The sequence below is a fragment of the Aliihoeflea sp. 2WW genome, from assembly GCF_000497755.1.
GTDB lineage: Bacteria > Pseudomonadota > Alphaproteobacteria > Rhizobiales > Rhizobiaceae > Aliihoeflea.
On record NZ_AYOD01000048.1, the window covers coordinates 1 to 13,647 of the forward strand.

The following is a 13,647-nucleotide window of genomic DNA, read 5'->3' on the forward strand; positions in this document are numbered from 1 at the left end:
CCGCGCGACCCGACCCCGCCGATCGCGATGACGAAATCGCCGGCCCGCGCAGCGTCGAACGCGCCCGAAACGGCAATCGGCAAGCCGCTGGTCGTCTGCGGCGGCGCGCCGTCGAGCGAAACGACGCGCCAGTCGAACACCGGCCGACCGCAGATGCGGTTCGCGGCGCGCAAGGGATCGATGGCGCACGCGACGCACATCAGCGAGCAGCCCGGCAAGACGAGAAAAGTCACCGCCAGCAGCGTGGCATCGGGCCGAAAGATCGAATGCTTTTCGCTTTGCATCAATTGCTATGCGTAAATCGCAAAACACGCTGACGCAAGGGACGCGAAGCTGGCGGCAACTTGGAGGATGCACATGCCGCTCGAAATGAACCGCGAGGTCTTCATCACCTGTGCCGTCACCGGCTCGGGAAGCACACAGGACCGCTCGCCCCACGTGCCGCGCTCGCCCAAGCAGATCGCGGATTCGGCGATCGAAGCGGCGAAGGCCGGCGCGGCGATCGTCCACTGCCATGTCCGCGATCCCGAGACCGGCGCCCCGCGCCGCGACATCGCCCTTTACCGCGAGGTGACCGAGCGCATACGCGATGCAGATGTCGACGTCGTTTTGAACCTGACCGCCGGCATGGGCGGCGACATGGTGTTCGGCTCGACGGACAAGCCCCTGCCGCTGAAGGAACAGGGCACCGACATGGCCGGCGCCGCCGAGCGCGTCGAGCATGTGCGCCAGTGCCTGCCGGAAATCTGCACGCTCGACTGCGGCACGATGAACTTCGCCGAGGCCGACTACGTGATGACCAACACGCCCGGCATGCTGCGCGCCATGGGCGGCATGATGACCAAGATGGGCGTGAAGCCCGAGATCGAAGCGTTCGACACCGGCCATCTCTGGTTCGCCAGGGAACTGGTGAAGGAAGGCGTCCTCGCGCCCGACGCGCTGGTGCAGCTTTGCATGGGCGTGCCCTGGGGCGCGCCGGACGATTTGAACACCTTCATGGCGATGGTGAACAACGTGCCGAAGGACTGGACCTGGTCAGCCTTCTCGCTCGGCCGCAGCCAGATGGCCTACGTCGCCGCCGCCGTCCTCGCCGGCGGTAATGTCCGCGTCGGGCTGGAGGACAATCTGTGGCTCGGCAAGGGCGAACTCGCCACCAACGCTCAGCTCGTCGAGCGCGCGGTGACGATCGTGGAAAATATGGGCGCGCGGGTGATCGGGCCGGACGAGGTGCGCAGGAAGCTCAACCTGACCAAACGCGCCCCCTTGGTGTAGAATCTATGGTCTTTGCGCTCGCAAACATCACCCCCACTCCGTCCCGCTTCGCGGGCCACCTCTCCCCCTGCCCGGGGGAGAGGAAAAGCACGGCGTCGCATCCAGCACTTCCTCTCCCCCGTCGATCGGGGGAGAGGTGGCGCGCGAAGCGCGACGGAGTGGGGGTCGACCAACGCAGCAGGAAACAAACCAAATGACCATCACCAAGGCAGCGTGCATCGGCGGCGGCGTCATCGGGGCGGGGTGGGTCGCGCGCCTTGTCCTGAACGGCATCGACGTCGCGATCTTCGACCCCGACCCCGAGGCGAAGCGGAAGGTAGACGAAGTCATGGCCGGCGCCCGCCGCGCCTATAAGCGCCTGGCGACGTCGGGCCGCCCCAAGGAAGGCAAAATAACCTATGCGGCGAGCATCGCCGAGGCTGTCGCCGATGCCGGCTTCATCCAGGAAAGCGTGCCCGAGCGGCTCGACCTGAAGCACAAGGTGCTGGCCGAAATCGACGCCCACGCGCCTTCCTCCGCGCTCGTCGGCTCGTCGACTTCCGGCATCAAGCCGACCGACATGGCCGTGGCGATGAAGAACCATCCCGAGCGCCTCGTCGTCGCGCACCCGTTCAACCCGGTCTACCTCCTGCCCGTCGTCGAGATCGTCGGCGGCGAGCAGACCTGGTCGGAAGCGATCGAGCTCGCCCGCGAATGCTACACCGATATCGGCATGAAGCCGGTCGTGATCCGCAAGGAAATCGAGGCCTTCGTCGGCGACCGCCTTCTGGAAGCCATGTGGCGCGAGGCGTTGTGGCTGATCAGGGACGGCATCTGCACGGTCGAGGAACTCGACGACATCATGCGCTTTGGCTTCGGCCTGCGCTGGGCGCAGATGGGCATGTTCCAGGTCTACCGCATCGCCGGCGGCGAAGCCGGCATGCGCCACTTCATGGCCCAGTTCGGCCCCTGCCTCTCCTGGCCGTGGACCAAGCTGATGGACGTGCCCGAGTTCAACGACGAACTGGTCGACCTCATCGCCAGCCAGTCCGACGCCCAGTCCGGCAAATGGTCGATCCGCGAACTGGAAAAGATCCGCGACGACAATCTCGTCGCGATCATGGAAGCGCTCTCGAAGGAGAACAAGGGCAAGGGCTGGGGCGCGGGGCAACTGCACAAGGCGTATGTCAACCGGCTCGCCAAGGCGAAACCGGTGTCGAAGGCGGCCGCCAAGGCGAAGGCGGAGAAGCCCAAGAAAAAGAATAAGGGATAACGATGGCGCCTAGACACCCCCCTCTGGCCTGCCGGCCATCTCCGCCTCAAGGGGGGAGATCAAGCACGTGGAATTCGCACCTAGTCCTGCAGGTTCAAGGGCGGCGACGACGAGACTGATCTCCCCCCTTGAGGGGGAGATGGCCGGCAGGCCAGAGGGGGGTGCCTCGCGTCGACCTGAGGACAATTGCTCATGAACTTCTCCCTCACCAACGAACAGCGCCTCATCGTCGAGACCACCCGCGCCTTCGTCGAGAACGAACTTTACCCGCACGAGGCCGAAGTCGAGCGTACGGGCCACCTGCGCATGGACCTCGTCAAGGAATTGCAGGCCAAAGCCATCGCGGCCGGCCTCTACGCCGCCAACATGCCCGAGGACGTCGGCGGTGCCGGTCTCGATACGCTGACCTGGCTGCTCTACGAAAAGGAACTCGGCCGTGCCAACTACGCGCTGCACTGGACCTGCGTCGCGCGGCCGTCGAACATCCTTCTCGCCGGCACAGACGAGCAGAAGGAGCGCTATCTCTTCCCCTGCATCCGCGGCGAGAAGTGGGACTGCCTCGCCATGACCGAGCCCGGCGCAGGCTCCGACCTGCGCGGCATGAAGGCGAGCGCCAAGCAGGACGGCGGCGACTGGGTGCTCAACGGCACCAAGCACTTCATCTCCCACGCCGATATCGCTGACTTCGCCATCGTCTTCATGGCGACCGGCGAGGAAGAAACACCGCGCGGCCCCAAAAAGCTGATCACCGCCTTCTTCGTCGACAAGGGGACGCCGGGCTTCACCGTGCGCGACGGTTACCGCAACGTCTCGCATCGCGGTTACACCAATTCCGTCCTCGAATTCGACGATTGCCGCCTGCCAGCGTCACAGGTTCTGGGCAAGGTCCATAAGGGCTTCGAGGTTGCCAATTCCTGGCTCGGCGCGACGCGCCTGCAAGTCGCCGCCACCTGCATCGGCCGCGCCGAACGCGCGCTCGGCCACGCCGTCGACTGGGCCGCCAATCGCGAGCAGTTCGGCCAGAAGATCGGCAAGTTCCAGGGTGTCTCGTTCAAGCTCGCCGACATGGCGACCGAACTGAAAGCCGCCGACCTGATGCTGATGGAAGCCGGCTGGAAATACGATTCCGGCACGGTCACCGACATGGACATGGCGATGGCGAAGCTCAAGGCCACCGAAATGCTCGCCTTCGTCGCCGACGAGGCGATCCAGATCCATGGCGGCATGGGCCTGATGGACGAACTGCCGCTGGAACGCATCTGGCGCGACGCGCGCGTCGAGCGCATCTGGGAAGGCACGAGCGAAATCCAGCGGCATATCATCTCGCGGGCGTTGCTGCGGGCGGTGGGCGGTTGATGCGCGGCGTATTCGCACTTCAGACCCCCACCCTCTATCCCTCCCTACAAGGGGGAGGGAGACTTCGACGCGGTGCACGTGCTTTCGGCGCAGCGCCTGGTAGAACCGGCGCGACGCTGGCGACCTCCCTCCCCCTTGTGGGGAGGGATAAAGGGTGGGGGTCCCCTAGCAAGATTCCTTCCTCCTCATGACCCGCCTCCACCGCCTTCTCCACCCCCGCTCCATCGCTATCGTCGGCGGCGGCGCCTTCGCGACCAACGTCGTCAAACAGTCTCTCAAGATGGGCTTCACCGGCCACATCTGGCCCATCCACCTGACGAAACCCGACATCGAAGGCATCAAAGCGTTCCGTTCCATCGCCGACCTGCCCGCCGCGCCCGACGCGGCCTTCATCGGCGTCAATCGTTTCGCCACGATCGACATCCTGCGCGAGCTTGCCGTCCGCAACGCCGGCGGCGCGATCTCCTTCGCTGCCGGCTTCCTCGAGGCCGACGACCCGGACGGCCCCCGCCTCCAGCGCGAACTCATTGAGGCCGCCGGCGACATGCCCGTCATCGGGCCGAACTGCTACGGGCTGATCAACTATGCCGACGGCGCGCTGCTCTGGCCAGACCAGCATGGCGGCCGGCGGCTAGCGCCGGGCACGCGTGGCGCGGCGATCATCACCCAGTCATCCAACATCGCCTGCAACCTCACGATGCAGAAGCGCGGCCTGCCGCTCGCTTTCCTCATGACGGCAGGCAACCAGGCGCAGACCGGTCTGTCGGAGATGGCGCTCGGCTTGATCGAGGACGAGCGCGTTTCCGTGCTCGGACTCCACATTGAGGGCTTCGATTCCATCCCCGGCTTCGAACGCCTCGCCGCACGCGCGCGCGAACTGCAAAAGCCGATCGTCGCGATGAAGGTCGGCCGATCCGAACAGGCCCGCGCGGCGACCATCTCGCATACGGCCTCGCTGGCAGGTTCGGACGCCGGCTCAGACGCGTTCCTGAAACGTCTCGGCATCGCCCGCGTCCACTCGATCCCGGCCTTCCTCGAAACGCTGAAGCTTCTCCACGGCGTCGGGCCGCTGGCCGGCAACCGGCTCTCCTCGATGAGCTGTTCGGGGGGCGAGGCGTCGGTCATGGCGGATGCGGCCGACGGGCGCGCGGTGACCTTCCCGCCGCTCGGCGAGACGCATCGCAACCGGGTGAAGGCCACCCTCGGCCCCCTCGTCGCCGTCGCCAACCCGCTCGACTACCACACCTTCATCTGGAACGACGAACCGGCCATGACCGCGACCTTCACGGCGATGGTTTCGGGCGGGTTCAACCTCAACATGCTGGTGCTCGATTTTCCCCGCACCGATCGCTGCTCGGACGCAGACTGGTGGCCGACGGTGCGTGCGTTCGAGGCGGCGTTGAACGCCAATAATGCACGCGGCGCGATTGTGGCGTCGATGGCGGAGAACTTGCCGGAAGAACACGCCGACGATCTCTTCGCGCGCGGAATCGTGCCGCTGCACGGCATCGAAGAAGCGATCGTGGCGACGGAAGCGGCGGCGTTTGTGGGAAAGGCTTGGGCCAGAGGGGGGTGTGCAGCGCGCATCCCTAGACGAAGCATCCGCCAAATCCCTGCTCACCTCACGCAATCTCCCCGTCCCCCCCGGCCGCCGCGTATCCTCCGTGCACGAAGCCCTCACCACAGCCCAATCCCTCGGCCTCCCCGTCGCACTCAAATCACTCGGCCTCGCCCACAAATCCGAACACGGCGCTGTCCGCCTCAACCTCAACACCCCCGCCGAGATCCAAGCCGCCGCCACCGCCCTCTTGCCCCTCGGCGCCGGCCTCTACGTCGAGCGCATGATCGAGAATCCGCTCGCTGAGCTCATCGTCGGTATCTCCCCCGATCCCGTATTCGGCGCGCTGCTCACCATCGGCTCCGGCGGCGTTCTGGTCGAGCTTCTGGCCGACACCGCCACGCTTCTCGTCCCCGCACCCCGCGACGAGATCGAGGCCGCGTTACGCTCGCTAAAGCTTTTCCCGCTCCTCGACGGCTATCGCGGTCGCCCGAAAGGCGACGTCGAGGCAGCCATCGACACGATCCTCGCCATTTGCGATTTCGTCGTCGAAAATGAGGGCCGGATCGTCGAACTGGACATCAACCCGCTGATCGTCTGCGAGCGCGGCGCCTTCATCGCCGATGCGCTGCTGGTCGGCGATTTCGAAATACTGGAGGAAACTACATGAGCGACAAAATCGTCAAAACCCGCCAAGAGGGCGCGATTCTGGAGATCACGCTCGACCGGCCGAAGGCGAACGCGATTGACCTTGCGACCTCGCGCCTGCTGGGTGAGACCTTCAAATCCTTCCGCGACGATCCCGACCTGCGCGTCGCGATTGTGAAATCCGCCGGCGACAAGTTCTTCTCCGCAGGGTGGGATTTGAAGGCAGCGGCAGAAGGCGATGCGGTCGACGGCGATTATGGCGTCGGCGGGTTCGGCGGCCTGCAGGAACTGCGCGACATGAACAAGCCGGTGATCGCCTGCGTCCACGGCATGGCCGTCGGCGGCGGGTTCGAACTGGCGCTGTCCTGCGATCTCATCTACGCGTCCGAGACGTCGAGCTTCGCCCTGCCCGAAATCAAGGCCGGCACGCTTGCCGATGCTGCGACGATCAAGCTGCCGCGCCGCATCCCCTACCACGTCGCTATGGACATGCTCCTGACCGGCCGCTGGATGGATGTGCTGGAGGCCCATCGCTGGGGCCTTGTCAACGAAGTGCATCCGGCCGACCAGTTGGAAGAGCGCGTCTGGGACGTCGCCCGCCTCCTCGCCTCCGGTCCGCCGCTCGTCTTCGCCGCGATCAAGGAAGTCGCGCGCGAGGCCGAGGGGCAAAGCTTCCAGACCGCGATGAACCGCATCACCAAGCGCCAGTTCGCCACGGTCGACCGGCTTTACGATTCGGAAGACGGCCTCGAAGGCTTCAAGGCCTTCGCCGAAAAACGCGACCCGGTGTGGAAGGGAAAGTAGCTGAGACAGGCGTCATCCCGGCCGAAGTCCGAGCGAAGCGAGGCGCGAGCCGGGATGACGCCGGCCCTACCGAATCACACCCGCTCGATCGCGATCGAGATGCCCTGGCCGACGCCGATGCACATCGTCGCCAGCCCATAGCGCGCGCCGCGTTCCTTCAGCTCCAGCGCCGCCGTGCCGGTGATGCGGGCGCCCGACATGCCGAGCGGATGGCCGAGCGCGATGGCGCCGCCATTCGGGTTCACATGGTCCGCGTCGTCGGCGATGCCGAGATCGCGCAGCGTGGCCAAGCCCTGTGACGCGAAGGCTTCGTTGAGCTCGATCACGTCGAAATCCGAAACCTTCATGCCGAGGCGCTCGACGAGCTTGCGCGTCGAGAGCGCCGGACCGAAGCCCATGATGCGCGGCGCAAGGCCCGCGACGGCGCCGCCTAGAACGCGCGCGATCGGAGTCAGTCCGTATTTCTTCACCGCAGCTTCCGACGCGATGATCAGCGCCGCCGCGCCGTCATTGACGCCCGAAGCGTTGCCGGCGGTGACCGTGCCGCCCTCCTTTTTGAACGGCGTCGGCAGCTTGCCGAGCTTCTCGGCCGTCGTCCCGGCGCGCGGATGCTCGTCCTTGTCGACCACGATCGGGTCGGCCTTTCGCTGCGGGATCGTCACGGCGACGATCTCCTTGGCGAGGCGGCCGTTCTCCTGCGCGGCGACGGCCTTCTCCTGGCTGCGCGCGGCAAACGCGTCCTGGTCGGCGCGGCTGATCTGGAACTGTTCGGCGACGTTCTCCGCCGTCTCCGGCATGGAATCGACGCCATACTGCTTCTTCATCAGCGGGTTGACGAAGCGCCAGCCGATCGTGGTGTCGTAGATTTCCGCATTGCGCGAAAAGGCCGTGTCGGCCTTCGGCATGACGAAAGGCGCGCGGCTCATGGACTCGACGCCGCCGGCGATCATGATCTCCGCCTCGCCCGCCTTGATGGCGTGGGCGGCGTTGATGACGGCGTTCATGCCCGAGCCGCAGAGCCGGTTGACGGTCGCGCCCGGAACGGCTTCCGGCAGGCCGGCCAAAAGCAGCGACATGCGCGCGACGTTGCGGTTGTCCTCGCCTGCCTGGTTGGCGCAGCCATAGATCACGTCGTCGATGGCGGCCCAGTCGATGCTGGGGTTGCGCTCCATCAGCGCCTTCAGCGGCACCGCGCCGAGATCGTCGGCGCGCACGGAGGAGAGCGAACCGCCGAAGCGGCCGATGGGCGTGCGGATATAGTCGCAGATATAGGCGTCAGCCATGTTCAAACCTCCGGTACGATCAGATCCTTGCAGGCACCCTCGACCACGAGCTTCGCTCCGGTCACGGCCTGCAAATCTTCCATGCTGATGGACGGCAGCTTTTCGCGCAGGACGAAACGCTTGTCGATGATTTCGACGACGGCAAGGCTCGTATAGACCGTCGTCACGCAGCCGACGCCGGTCAGCGGCAGCGAGCAGCGCTCGACGAGCTTCGGCTTGCCGTCCTTGGTGACGTGGTCGGTGATGACGCAGACGCGCTTGGCCCCGTGCACGAGGTCCATCGCGCCGCCCACGGCCGGCACCGATTTGGGACCCGTCGACCAGTTGGCGAGGTCGCCATTCTCCGCAACCTCGTAGGCGCCGAGGATCGCGACGTCGAGATGGCCGCCGCGCACCATCGCGAAGCTGTCGGCATGGTTGAAGAAGGACGCGCCGGGATTGAGCGTCACCGCCTTCTTGCCGGCATTGATCAGGTCCCAGTCTTCCTCGCCGGCCGGCGGCGCCTCGCCGAAATCGAGCACGCCGTTCTCGGTGTGGTAGATGACTTCGCGGCCCTTCGGCTTGAATTTCGCCACCATCTCGGGAAAGCCGATGCCCAGATTGACATAGGCCCCGTCCTGAATGTCCTGCGCCGCGCGCCAGGCGATCTGGGCGTTGGTGAGTTTCGCGGTCATGCGCCCGCCCCTTCCTTCACGAGCGCCCCTTCGCGCAACAATGCCTCTTCCTGCTTTGCGTCGGCGATCTCGACGACCATGTCGACGAAGATGCCGGGCGTGACGACATGTTCGGGATCGATCGCGCCGGGCTCGACCACTTGCCGCGCCTGGACGATCGTCGTCGCCGCCGCCATCGCCATCAGCGGCGCGAAATTGCGGGCCGCCTTGTTGTAGGTGAGGTTGCCCTTCCGGTCGGCAAGCTCCGCCTTGATGATCGCGACATCCGCCTTCAGCCAGCGCTCCTGCACGTAAGGCCGGCCATCGAACTCGGCGACCGGCTTGCCCTTGGCAATGTCCGTGCCGAAGCTCGTCGGCGTATAGAAGGCCGGAATGCCGGCGCCGCCCGCGCGAATGCGCTCGGCGAGCGTGCCCTGCGGCACGAGTTCCAGCTCGATTTCGCCGGCGTGGTAGCGCTCGGTGAAGGCGCGTGCATCGGTCGAGCGCGGGAACGAACAGACCATCTTGGCGACCATGCCGGCATAGATCATCGCGGCGATGCCGACCGCGCCATTGCCGGCATTGTTGTTGATGACGGTCAGTCGGCCGGGCGAGCCGGTTGCCTTGTAGCGCGCGACCAGCGCGTCAATCAGTTCGATCGGTGCGCCCGAGCCGCCGAAGCCGCCGATCATGACGGTCATGCCGTCCTCAATGCCGGCGATCGCATCCTCAATGCTGGGGGTGATCTTGTTCATCTCGCTCCCGGAAATTTGGACGGAGGGCAGGACGCCAACCGCAGTTCGACTTGAGGCAAAGTTCGCATTGCGAACATATGTTCCATATGCGATACATGCTCTAGATGACTGAGGGTAACGTGTCAATCGAAGAGCAGGCAACCCGCTCCGACCTCGTCGGGTCCTTGGAGCGCGGGCTGGGCGTCATGGAAATCCTGGCGGCGCATCCCGCCGGGCTGACGATGAGCGAGGTCGCCGACCGCGCAAGCCTCACTCGCGCCGGCGCGCGGCGCTTCCTGCTGACCCTCGTCGCGGCCGGCTACGCCCGGCAGGACGGGCGCATCTTCCGCCTGTCGCCGCGCCTCATAACCCTCGGCCGCACATGGCTATCCGGCGCATCACTATGGACCTACGCCGAGCCGTTCCTGCGCGAGGTCTCGCAGGCGCTGAACGAAAGCTGCTCGGCGGCGGTGCTGGCGGATGAGGACGTGGTCTATGTCGCGCGCATCGCCGGCGCGCGCATCGTCGGCGTCGCGCTCCATGTCGGCACGCGCCTGCCGGCCTTCTGCACGTCGATGGGCCGGGTGATCCTGTCAGGTTTATCGGAGACCGACCTCGCCGCGTTCCTCGCCCGCGCGCGGATCACCGCCAAGACCGACCGGACGGTGACCGACCCGGCCGAACTCGCCCGCCTCATCGCCAAGGCGCGCACGGACGGCTACGCCATCGTCGACCAGGAACTGGAGATCGGCCTGCGCTCCATCGCCGTCCCGATCCGCGACCGCACCGGCGCCATCGTCGCGGCGATCAACGTGTCGACGCAGTCGGCGCGGATGCCGCTGTCGGAAATGGAGCGGGAATTCCTCCCGCTCCTGAAGACGGCCGCCAATTCGATCGAGGATTTTTTCGTGGTGCAGTAGCGGTCAGGCCGCTTGGCAGGTGCCTTCGTCGCGCTCGATCAGGCCCTTGATCGTCCGGGCGAGCGTCAATTGCCGGTGCTGCGCAATGGCGCGGTCGATCTCGTTGTCGCTTGCCGGCAATTCCGCGACGGCCAGCAGGCGGTCAACGATCGATGCCGTGTCGGTGGAATCGCTGCACGGGGCGCGATGCGTATTGGCGGCGTAGTGCAGATGATGAAGCATCGATTCCTCCTTTCGTCGATTGCGCGAAGAAATAGCCGGGATCGATGACAGAGCGAAGACAACCGCGCGTTCAAATTGGGGCAGTTGCGAGACTGATATTCCCGCATCCGCCCCAGAAGTAAACGCGCCTTGCTTCTGCGCCGCTAGACGTAGCGGTTGATGATGTTCTCCAGCCGCTCCTGCCGGCCCGAGACCGGCTGCGGGTCGATGCCGGCATCGAGGGCCCAGGTCGAGATCTCTTCCAGCGAATAAGACCCATCGAGCATCTTCGCCGCGTCCGGATCGGACCAGCCGGCGTAGCGCTCCTCGAGCGGCGCGGAGAGCGCCTTGTCCTCGATGATCTTCGCCGCCGCCTTGAGGCCCCGCGCGCAACAATCCATGCCGCCGACATGGGCCGCGAGCAAATCGACCGGATCGAGCGACTGGCGGCGCAACTTGGCGTCGAAATTGGTCCCGCCGGTGGTGAAGCCGCCGGCCTTCAGTACCTCCAGATAGGCGAGCGCCATCTCCGGCACATTGTTGGGGAACTGGTCGGTGTCCCAGCCGGACTGATAGTCGTTGCGGTTCATGTCGATCGATCCGAAGATGCCGAGCGCGCCGGCGAGCGCCAGTTCGTGCTCGAAGGAATGGCCGGCGAGGATGGCGTGGCCCTGCTCGATATTGACCTTGACCTCCTTCTCCAGCCCGAAATCCTTGAGGAACCCGTAGACGGTCGCGACGTCGAAATCATACTGGTGCTTGGTCGGCTCCTGAGGCTTGGGCTCGATCAGGATCGTGCCGTCAAAGCCGATCTTCTTCGCATAGTCGACGACGAGCGACAGGAACCGCCCCGCCTGCTCGCGCTCGCGCTTCATGTCGGTGTTGAGCAGCGTCTCATAGCCCTCGCGCCCGCCCCACAGCACATAGTTCTGGCCGCCGAGCCGCTTGGTGACATCGACGCAGCTCTTCACGGTCGCGGCCGCATAGGCGAAGACGTCCGGGTCCGGATTGGTCGCCGCGCCCGCCATATAGCGGCGGTGCGAGAAGAGGTTGGCGGTGCCCCAGAGCAGCTTGACGCCGGTCTCTTCCTGCTTCTTGGCAAACACATCCGCGATCTCGTCGAGCCGCGAAATGCTCTCCTTGAGCGTCGCGCCCTCGGGCCGCACGTCGGCATCGTGGAAGCAGTAGAAGGGCGCGCCGAGAAGCTGAAACATCTCGAAGGCGACGTCGGCCTTTTTCTTGGCCGCTTCCATCGTGTCGCCGAACCAGGGCCGCTCGAAGGTCTGACCGCCGAACGGATCGCCGCCCGGCCAGGCGAAAGAGTGCCAGTAGGCGACGGCAAAGCGCAGATGGTCCTCCATCCGCTTGCCGAGAACGATCTCGTTCGGATCGTAGTGACGGTAGGCCAGCTCCGACGTCGATTCTGGGCCTTCGAACTTGATCGGCTTGGTGTCGCCGAAGAAACCGGTGCTCATGAGGTCAGACTCCTTTGAGTGCAGGATAAAGCGCGCGGAAACGCGCATAGGCGTCCCCATAAGCCGAGGCCAGCGCGCGGTCGGGTTCGATGGTGGAGGCGATGCCGGGCCGCGTCAGAACCGCGGCCGGCTCGGCGTTTTCCGCCGCGATGAGGCCAAGGCGCGCGGCGCCGAAGGCCGCACCGAAATCGCCGTCGGCCGGCAGCTCGACCGGGATGCCGAGCGCCGTCGCGATCGTCTTCAACCAGAGCTGCGAGCGGGAGCCACCGCCGACCGCCATCACGGATGACAGCTCGGTTCCTGCCGCGCGCAGCGCCTCGAGATTGTCGCGCAGCGCAAATGCAACGCCTTCGAGCACGGCCTGCGTCAGGCTCGCGCGGTCGCTCTGGTGCGACAGGCCAATGAGGGCGCCGCGGATCGCGGCATCATTGTGCGGCGTCCGCTCGCCCGACAGGTAGGGCAGGAAGGTGACGCCCGACGGCGCGCGCAGCTCGGCGCCGAGTTCGCCCGTCAGCTCGGCCGGCTTCGCGCCGGTGACCCCGGCGAGCCAGTTGAGCCCATCAGTCGCCGACAGGATGACGCCCATCTGGTGCCAGGTCGCGGGGATCGCATGGCAGAAGGTGTGGACCGCGCTCTCAGGATTCGGCAGGTAGGCATCGGTAGCGGCGAAGACGACGCCCGAAGTGCCGAGCGAAACGAAGGCCTCACCGCCCTTGGCGACGCCGAGCCCGCAGGCCGAGGCCGCATTGTCCCCCGCCCCGCCCGCCACGACGACATGGCCAGTCATGCCCCATCTGGCCGCAAGTTCGCCGCGCAACTGGCCGGCAGGCGCCGTGCCCTCGACGAGGCGCGGCATGTGCTCTTCGCCAACGCCCGTCGCGGCAAGCAACTCGGGCGACCATCGCCGATTGGTAACATCGAGCCATGCCGTTCCGGCCGAATCCGACATATCGGAGATCGTTTCACCGGTGAGCCAGAGGCGCAGATAGTCTTTCGGCAAGAGCACCTTCGCGACACGCGCGAAAATCTCCGGCTCGTTGGCCCGCACCCAGGCGAGTTTGGGCGCGGTGAAGCCGGGAAAGACGATGTTGCCGGTGATCTGCCGGAAGCGCGGATCAGCGTCGAGCGCGCCCGCCTCGGCGTGGCTGCGCGTATCGTTCCAAAGAATGCAGGGCCGCAGCACCATGCCGGCGCCATCGACCAGCGTCGCGCCATGCATCTGGCCGGAAAGGCCGATGCCGCGCAGGGCTGACATTTCCTGCGGGTGGGACTGGGCCAGCGCCCCGACTGCCTCCTCGGCCGCCGCGATCCAGTCGGCCGGGTCCTGCTCGGACCAGCCCTCATGCGGCCGCGAGACGGAAAGCGCTGCGGGTGCCGACGCGACGACCTTCTGGTCGCCGTCCATCAGCAGCGCCTTCAGACCGGACGTGCCGAGATCGAGCCCGAGATACATGAAAAAATCCTCCCGGACGCACTCTTAGCAGATTGCGC

At 66.0% G+C, this 13,647-nt stretch carries 11 protein-coding genes and 2 pseudogenes; 6 read left to right on the forward strand and 7 right to left on the reverse strand.

The window, feature by feature from the left end; genetic code table 11:
* Positions 1 to 284 (reverse strand): annotated as a pseudogene (locus tag ALII_RS0117910) (GlxA family transcriptional regulator); the annotation flags it as partial.
* A 73-nt stretch (positions 285 to 357) separates the two neighbouring features.
* Between ALII_RS0117910 and ALII_RS0117915 the strand changes: the two are divergent.
* From ALII_RS0117915 to ALII_RS0117935, 5 genes and pseudogenes are all read left to right on the forward strand, one after another.
* The gene (locus ALII_RS0117915; protein WP_024588597.1) at positions 358 to 1,272 is read left to right on the forward strand and encodes a 3-keto-5-aminohexanoate cleavage protein; all 915 of its coding nucleotides are present in this window, start codon (positions 358 to 360) and stop codon (positions 1,270 to 1,272) included.
* A gap of 193 nt (positions 1,273 to 1,465) precedes the next feature.
* Entirely contained in the window at positions 1,466 to 2,524 is a 1,059-nt protein-coding gene (locus tag ALII_RS0117920) for a 3-hydroxyacyl-CoA dehydrogenase NAD-binding domain-containing protein (protein ID WP_024588598.1), read from the forward strand.
* A 192-nt stretch (positions 2,525 to 2,716) separates the two neighbouring features.
* Positions 2,717 to 3,880: an acyl-CoA dehydrogenase family protein gene (locus ALII_RS0117925; RefSeq protein WP_024588599.1), complete on the forward strand. Its 1,164-nt coding sequence runs from the start codon at positions 2,717 to 2,719 to the stop codon at positions 3,878 to 3,880.
* Positions 3,881 to 4,067: 187 nt separating this feature from the next.
* A pseudogene (locus ALII_RS21375) lies at positions 4,068 to 6,108 on the forward strand (acetate--CoA ligase family protein).
* The gene (locus ALII_RS0117935; RefSeq protein ID WP_024588600.1) at positions 6,105 to 6,890 is read left to right on the forward strand and encodes a carnitinyl-CoA dehydratase; all 786 of its coding nucleotides are present in this window, start codon (positions 6,105 to 6,107) and stop codon (positions 6,888 to 6,890) included. Before ALII_RS21375 ends, ALII_RS0117935 begins: the two are co-directional and overlap by 4 nt.
* A 74-nt stretch (positions 6,891 to 6,964) precedes the next feature.
* On the opposite strand, the gene pcaF is transcribed toward ALII_RS0117935, so the two are convergent.
* The 3 genes from pcaF to ALII_RS0117950 are packed head-to-tail and all read right to left on the reverse strand — an operon-like array spanning position 6,965 to position 9,581.
* Positions 6,965 to 8,173, reverse strand: a complete 1,209-nt coding sequence (pcaF, locus tag ALII_RS0117940; protein WP_024588601.1) for a 3-oxoadipyl-CoA thiolase — start codon at positions 8,171 to 8,173, stop codon at positions 6,965 to 6,967.
* A gap of 2 nt (positions 8,174 to 8,175) precedes the next feature.
* Positions 8,176 to 8,847, reverse strand: a complete 672-nt coding sequence (locus tag ALII_RS0117945; RefSeq protein WP_024588602.1) for a 3-oxoacid CoA-transferase subunit B — start codon at positions 8,845 to 8,847, stop codon at positions 8,176 to 8,178.
* Positions 8,844 to 9,581 (reverse strand): 3-oxoacid CoA-transferase subunit A, encoded by a 738-nt coding sequence (locus tag ALII_RS0117950; RefSeq protein WP_024588603.1) that lies wholly within the window; start codon positions 9,579 to 9,581, stop codon positions 8,844 to 8,846. Before ALII_RS0117950 ends, ALII_RS0117945 begins: the two co-directional genes overlap by 4 nt.
* A gap of 125 nt (positions 9,582 to 9,706) precedes the next feature.
* Between ALII_RS0117950 and ALII_RS0117955 the strand changes: the two genes are divergently transcribed.
* Positions 9,707 to 10,480, forward strand: a complete 774-nt coding sequence (locus ALII_RS0117955; protein WP_024588604.1) for an IclR family transcriptional regulator C-terminal domain-containing protein — start codon at positions 9,707 to 9,709, stop codon at positions 10,478 to 10,480.
* Between the two features lie 3 nt (positions 10,481 to 10,483).
* Here ALII_RS0117955 and ALII_RS0117960 read toward each other — a convergent pair whose 3' ends face one another.
* From ALII_RS0117960 to xylB, 3 genes are all read right to left on the reverse strand, one after another.
* Positions 10,484 to 10,702: a hypothetical protein gene (locus tag ALII_RS0117960; protein WP_024588605.1), complete on the reverse strand. Its 219-nt coding sequence runs from the start codon at positions 10,700 to 10,702 to the stop codon at positions 10,484 to 10,486.
* Positions 10,703 to 10,845: 143 nt separating this feature from the next.
* Positions 10,846 to 12,156 (reverse strand): xylose isomerase, encoded by a 1,311-nt coding sequence (xylA, locus tag ALII_RS0117965; protein ID WP_024588606.1) that lies wholly within the window; start codon positions 12,154 to 12,156, stop codon positions 10,846 to 10,848.
* 4 nt (positions 12,157 to 12,160) lie between these two features.
* Entirely contained in the window at positions 12,161 to 13,609 is a 1,449-nt protein-coding gene (gene xylB, locus ALII_RS0117970; protein WP_024588607.1) for a xylulokinase, read from the reverse strand.
* Between the last annotated feature and the right edge of the window lie 38 nt (positions 13,610 to 13,647).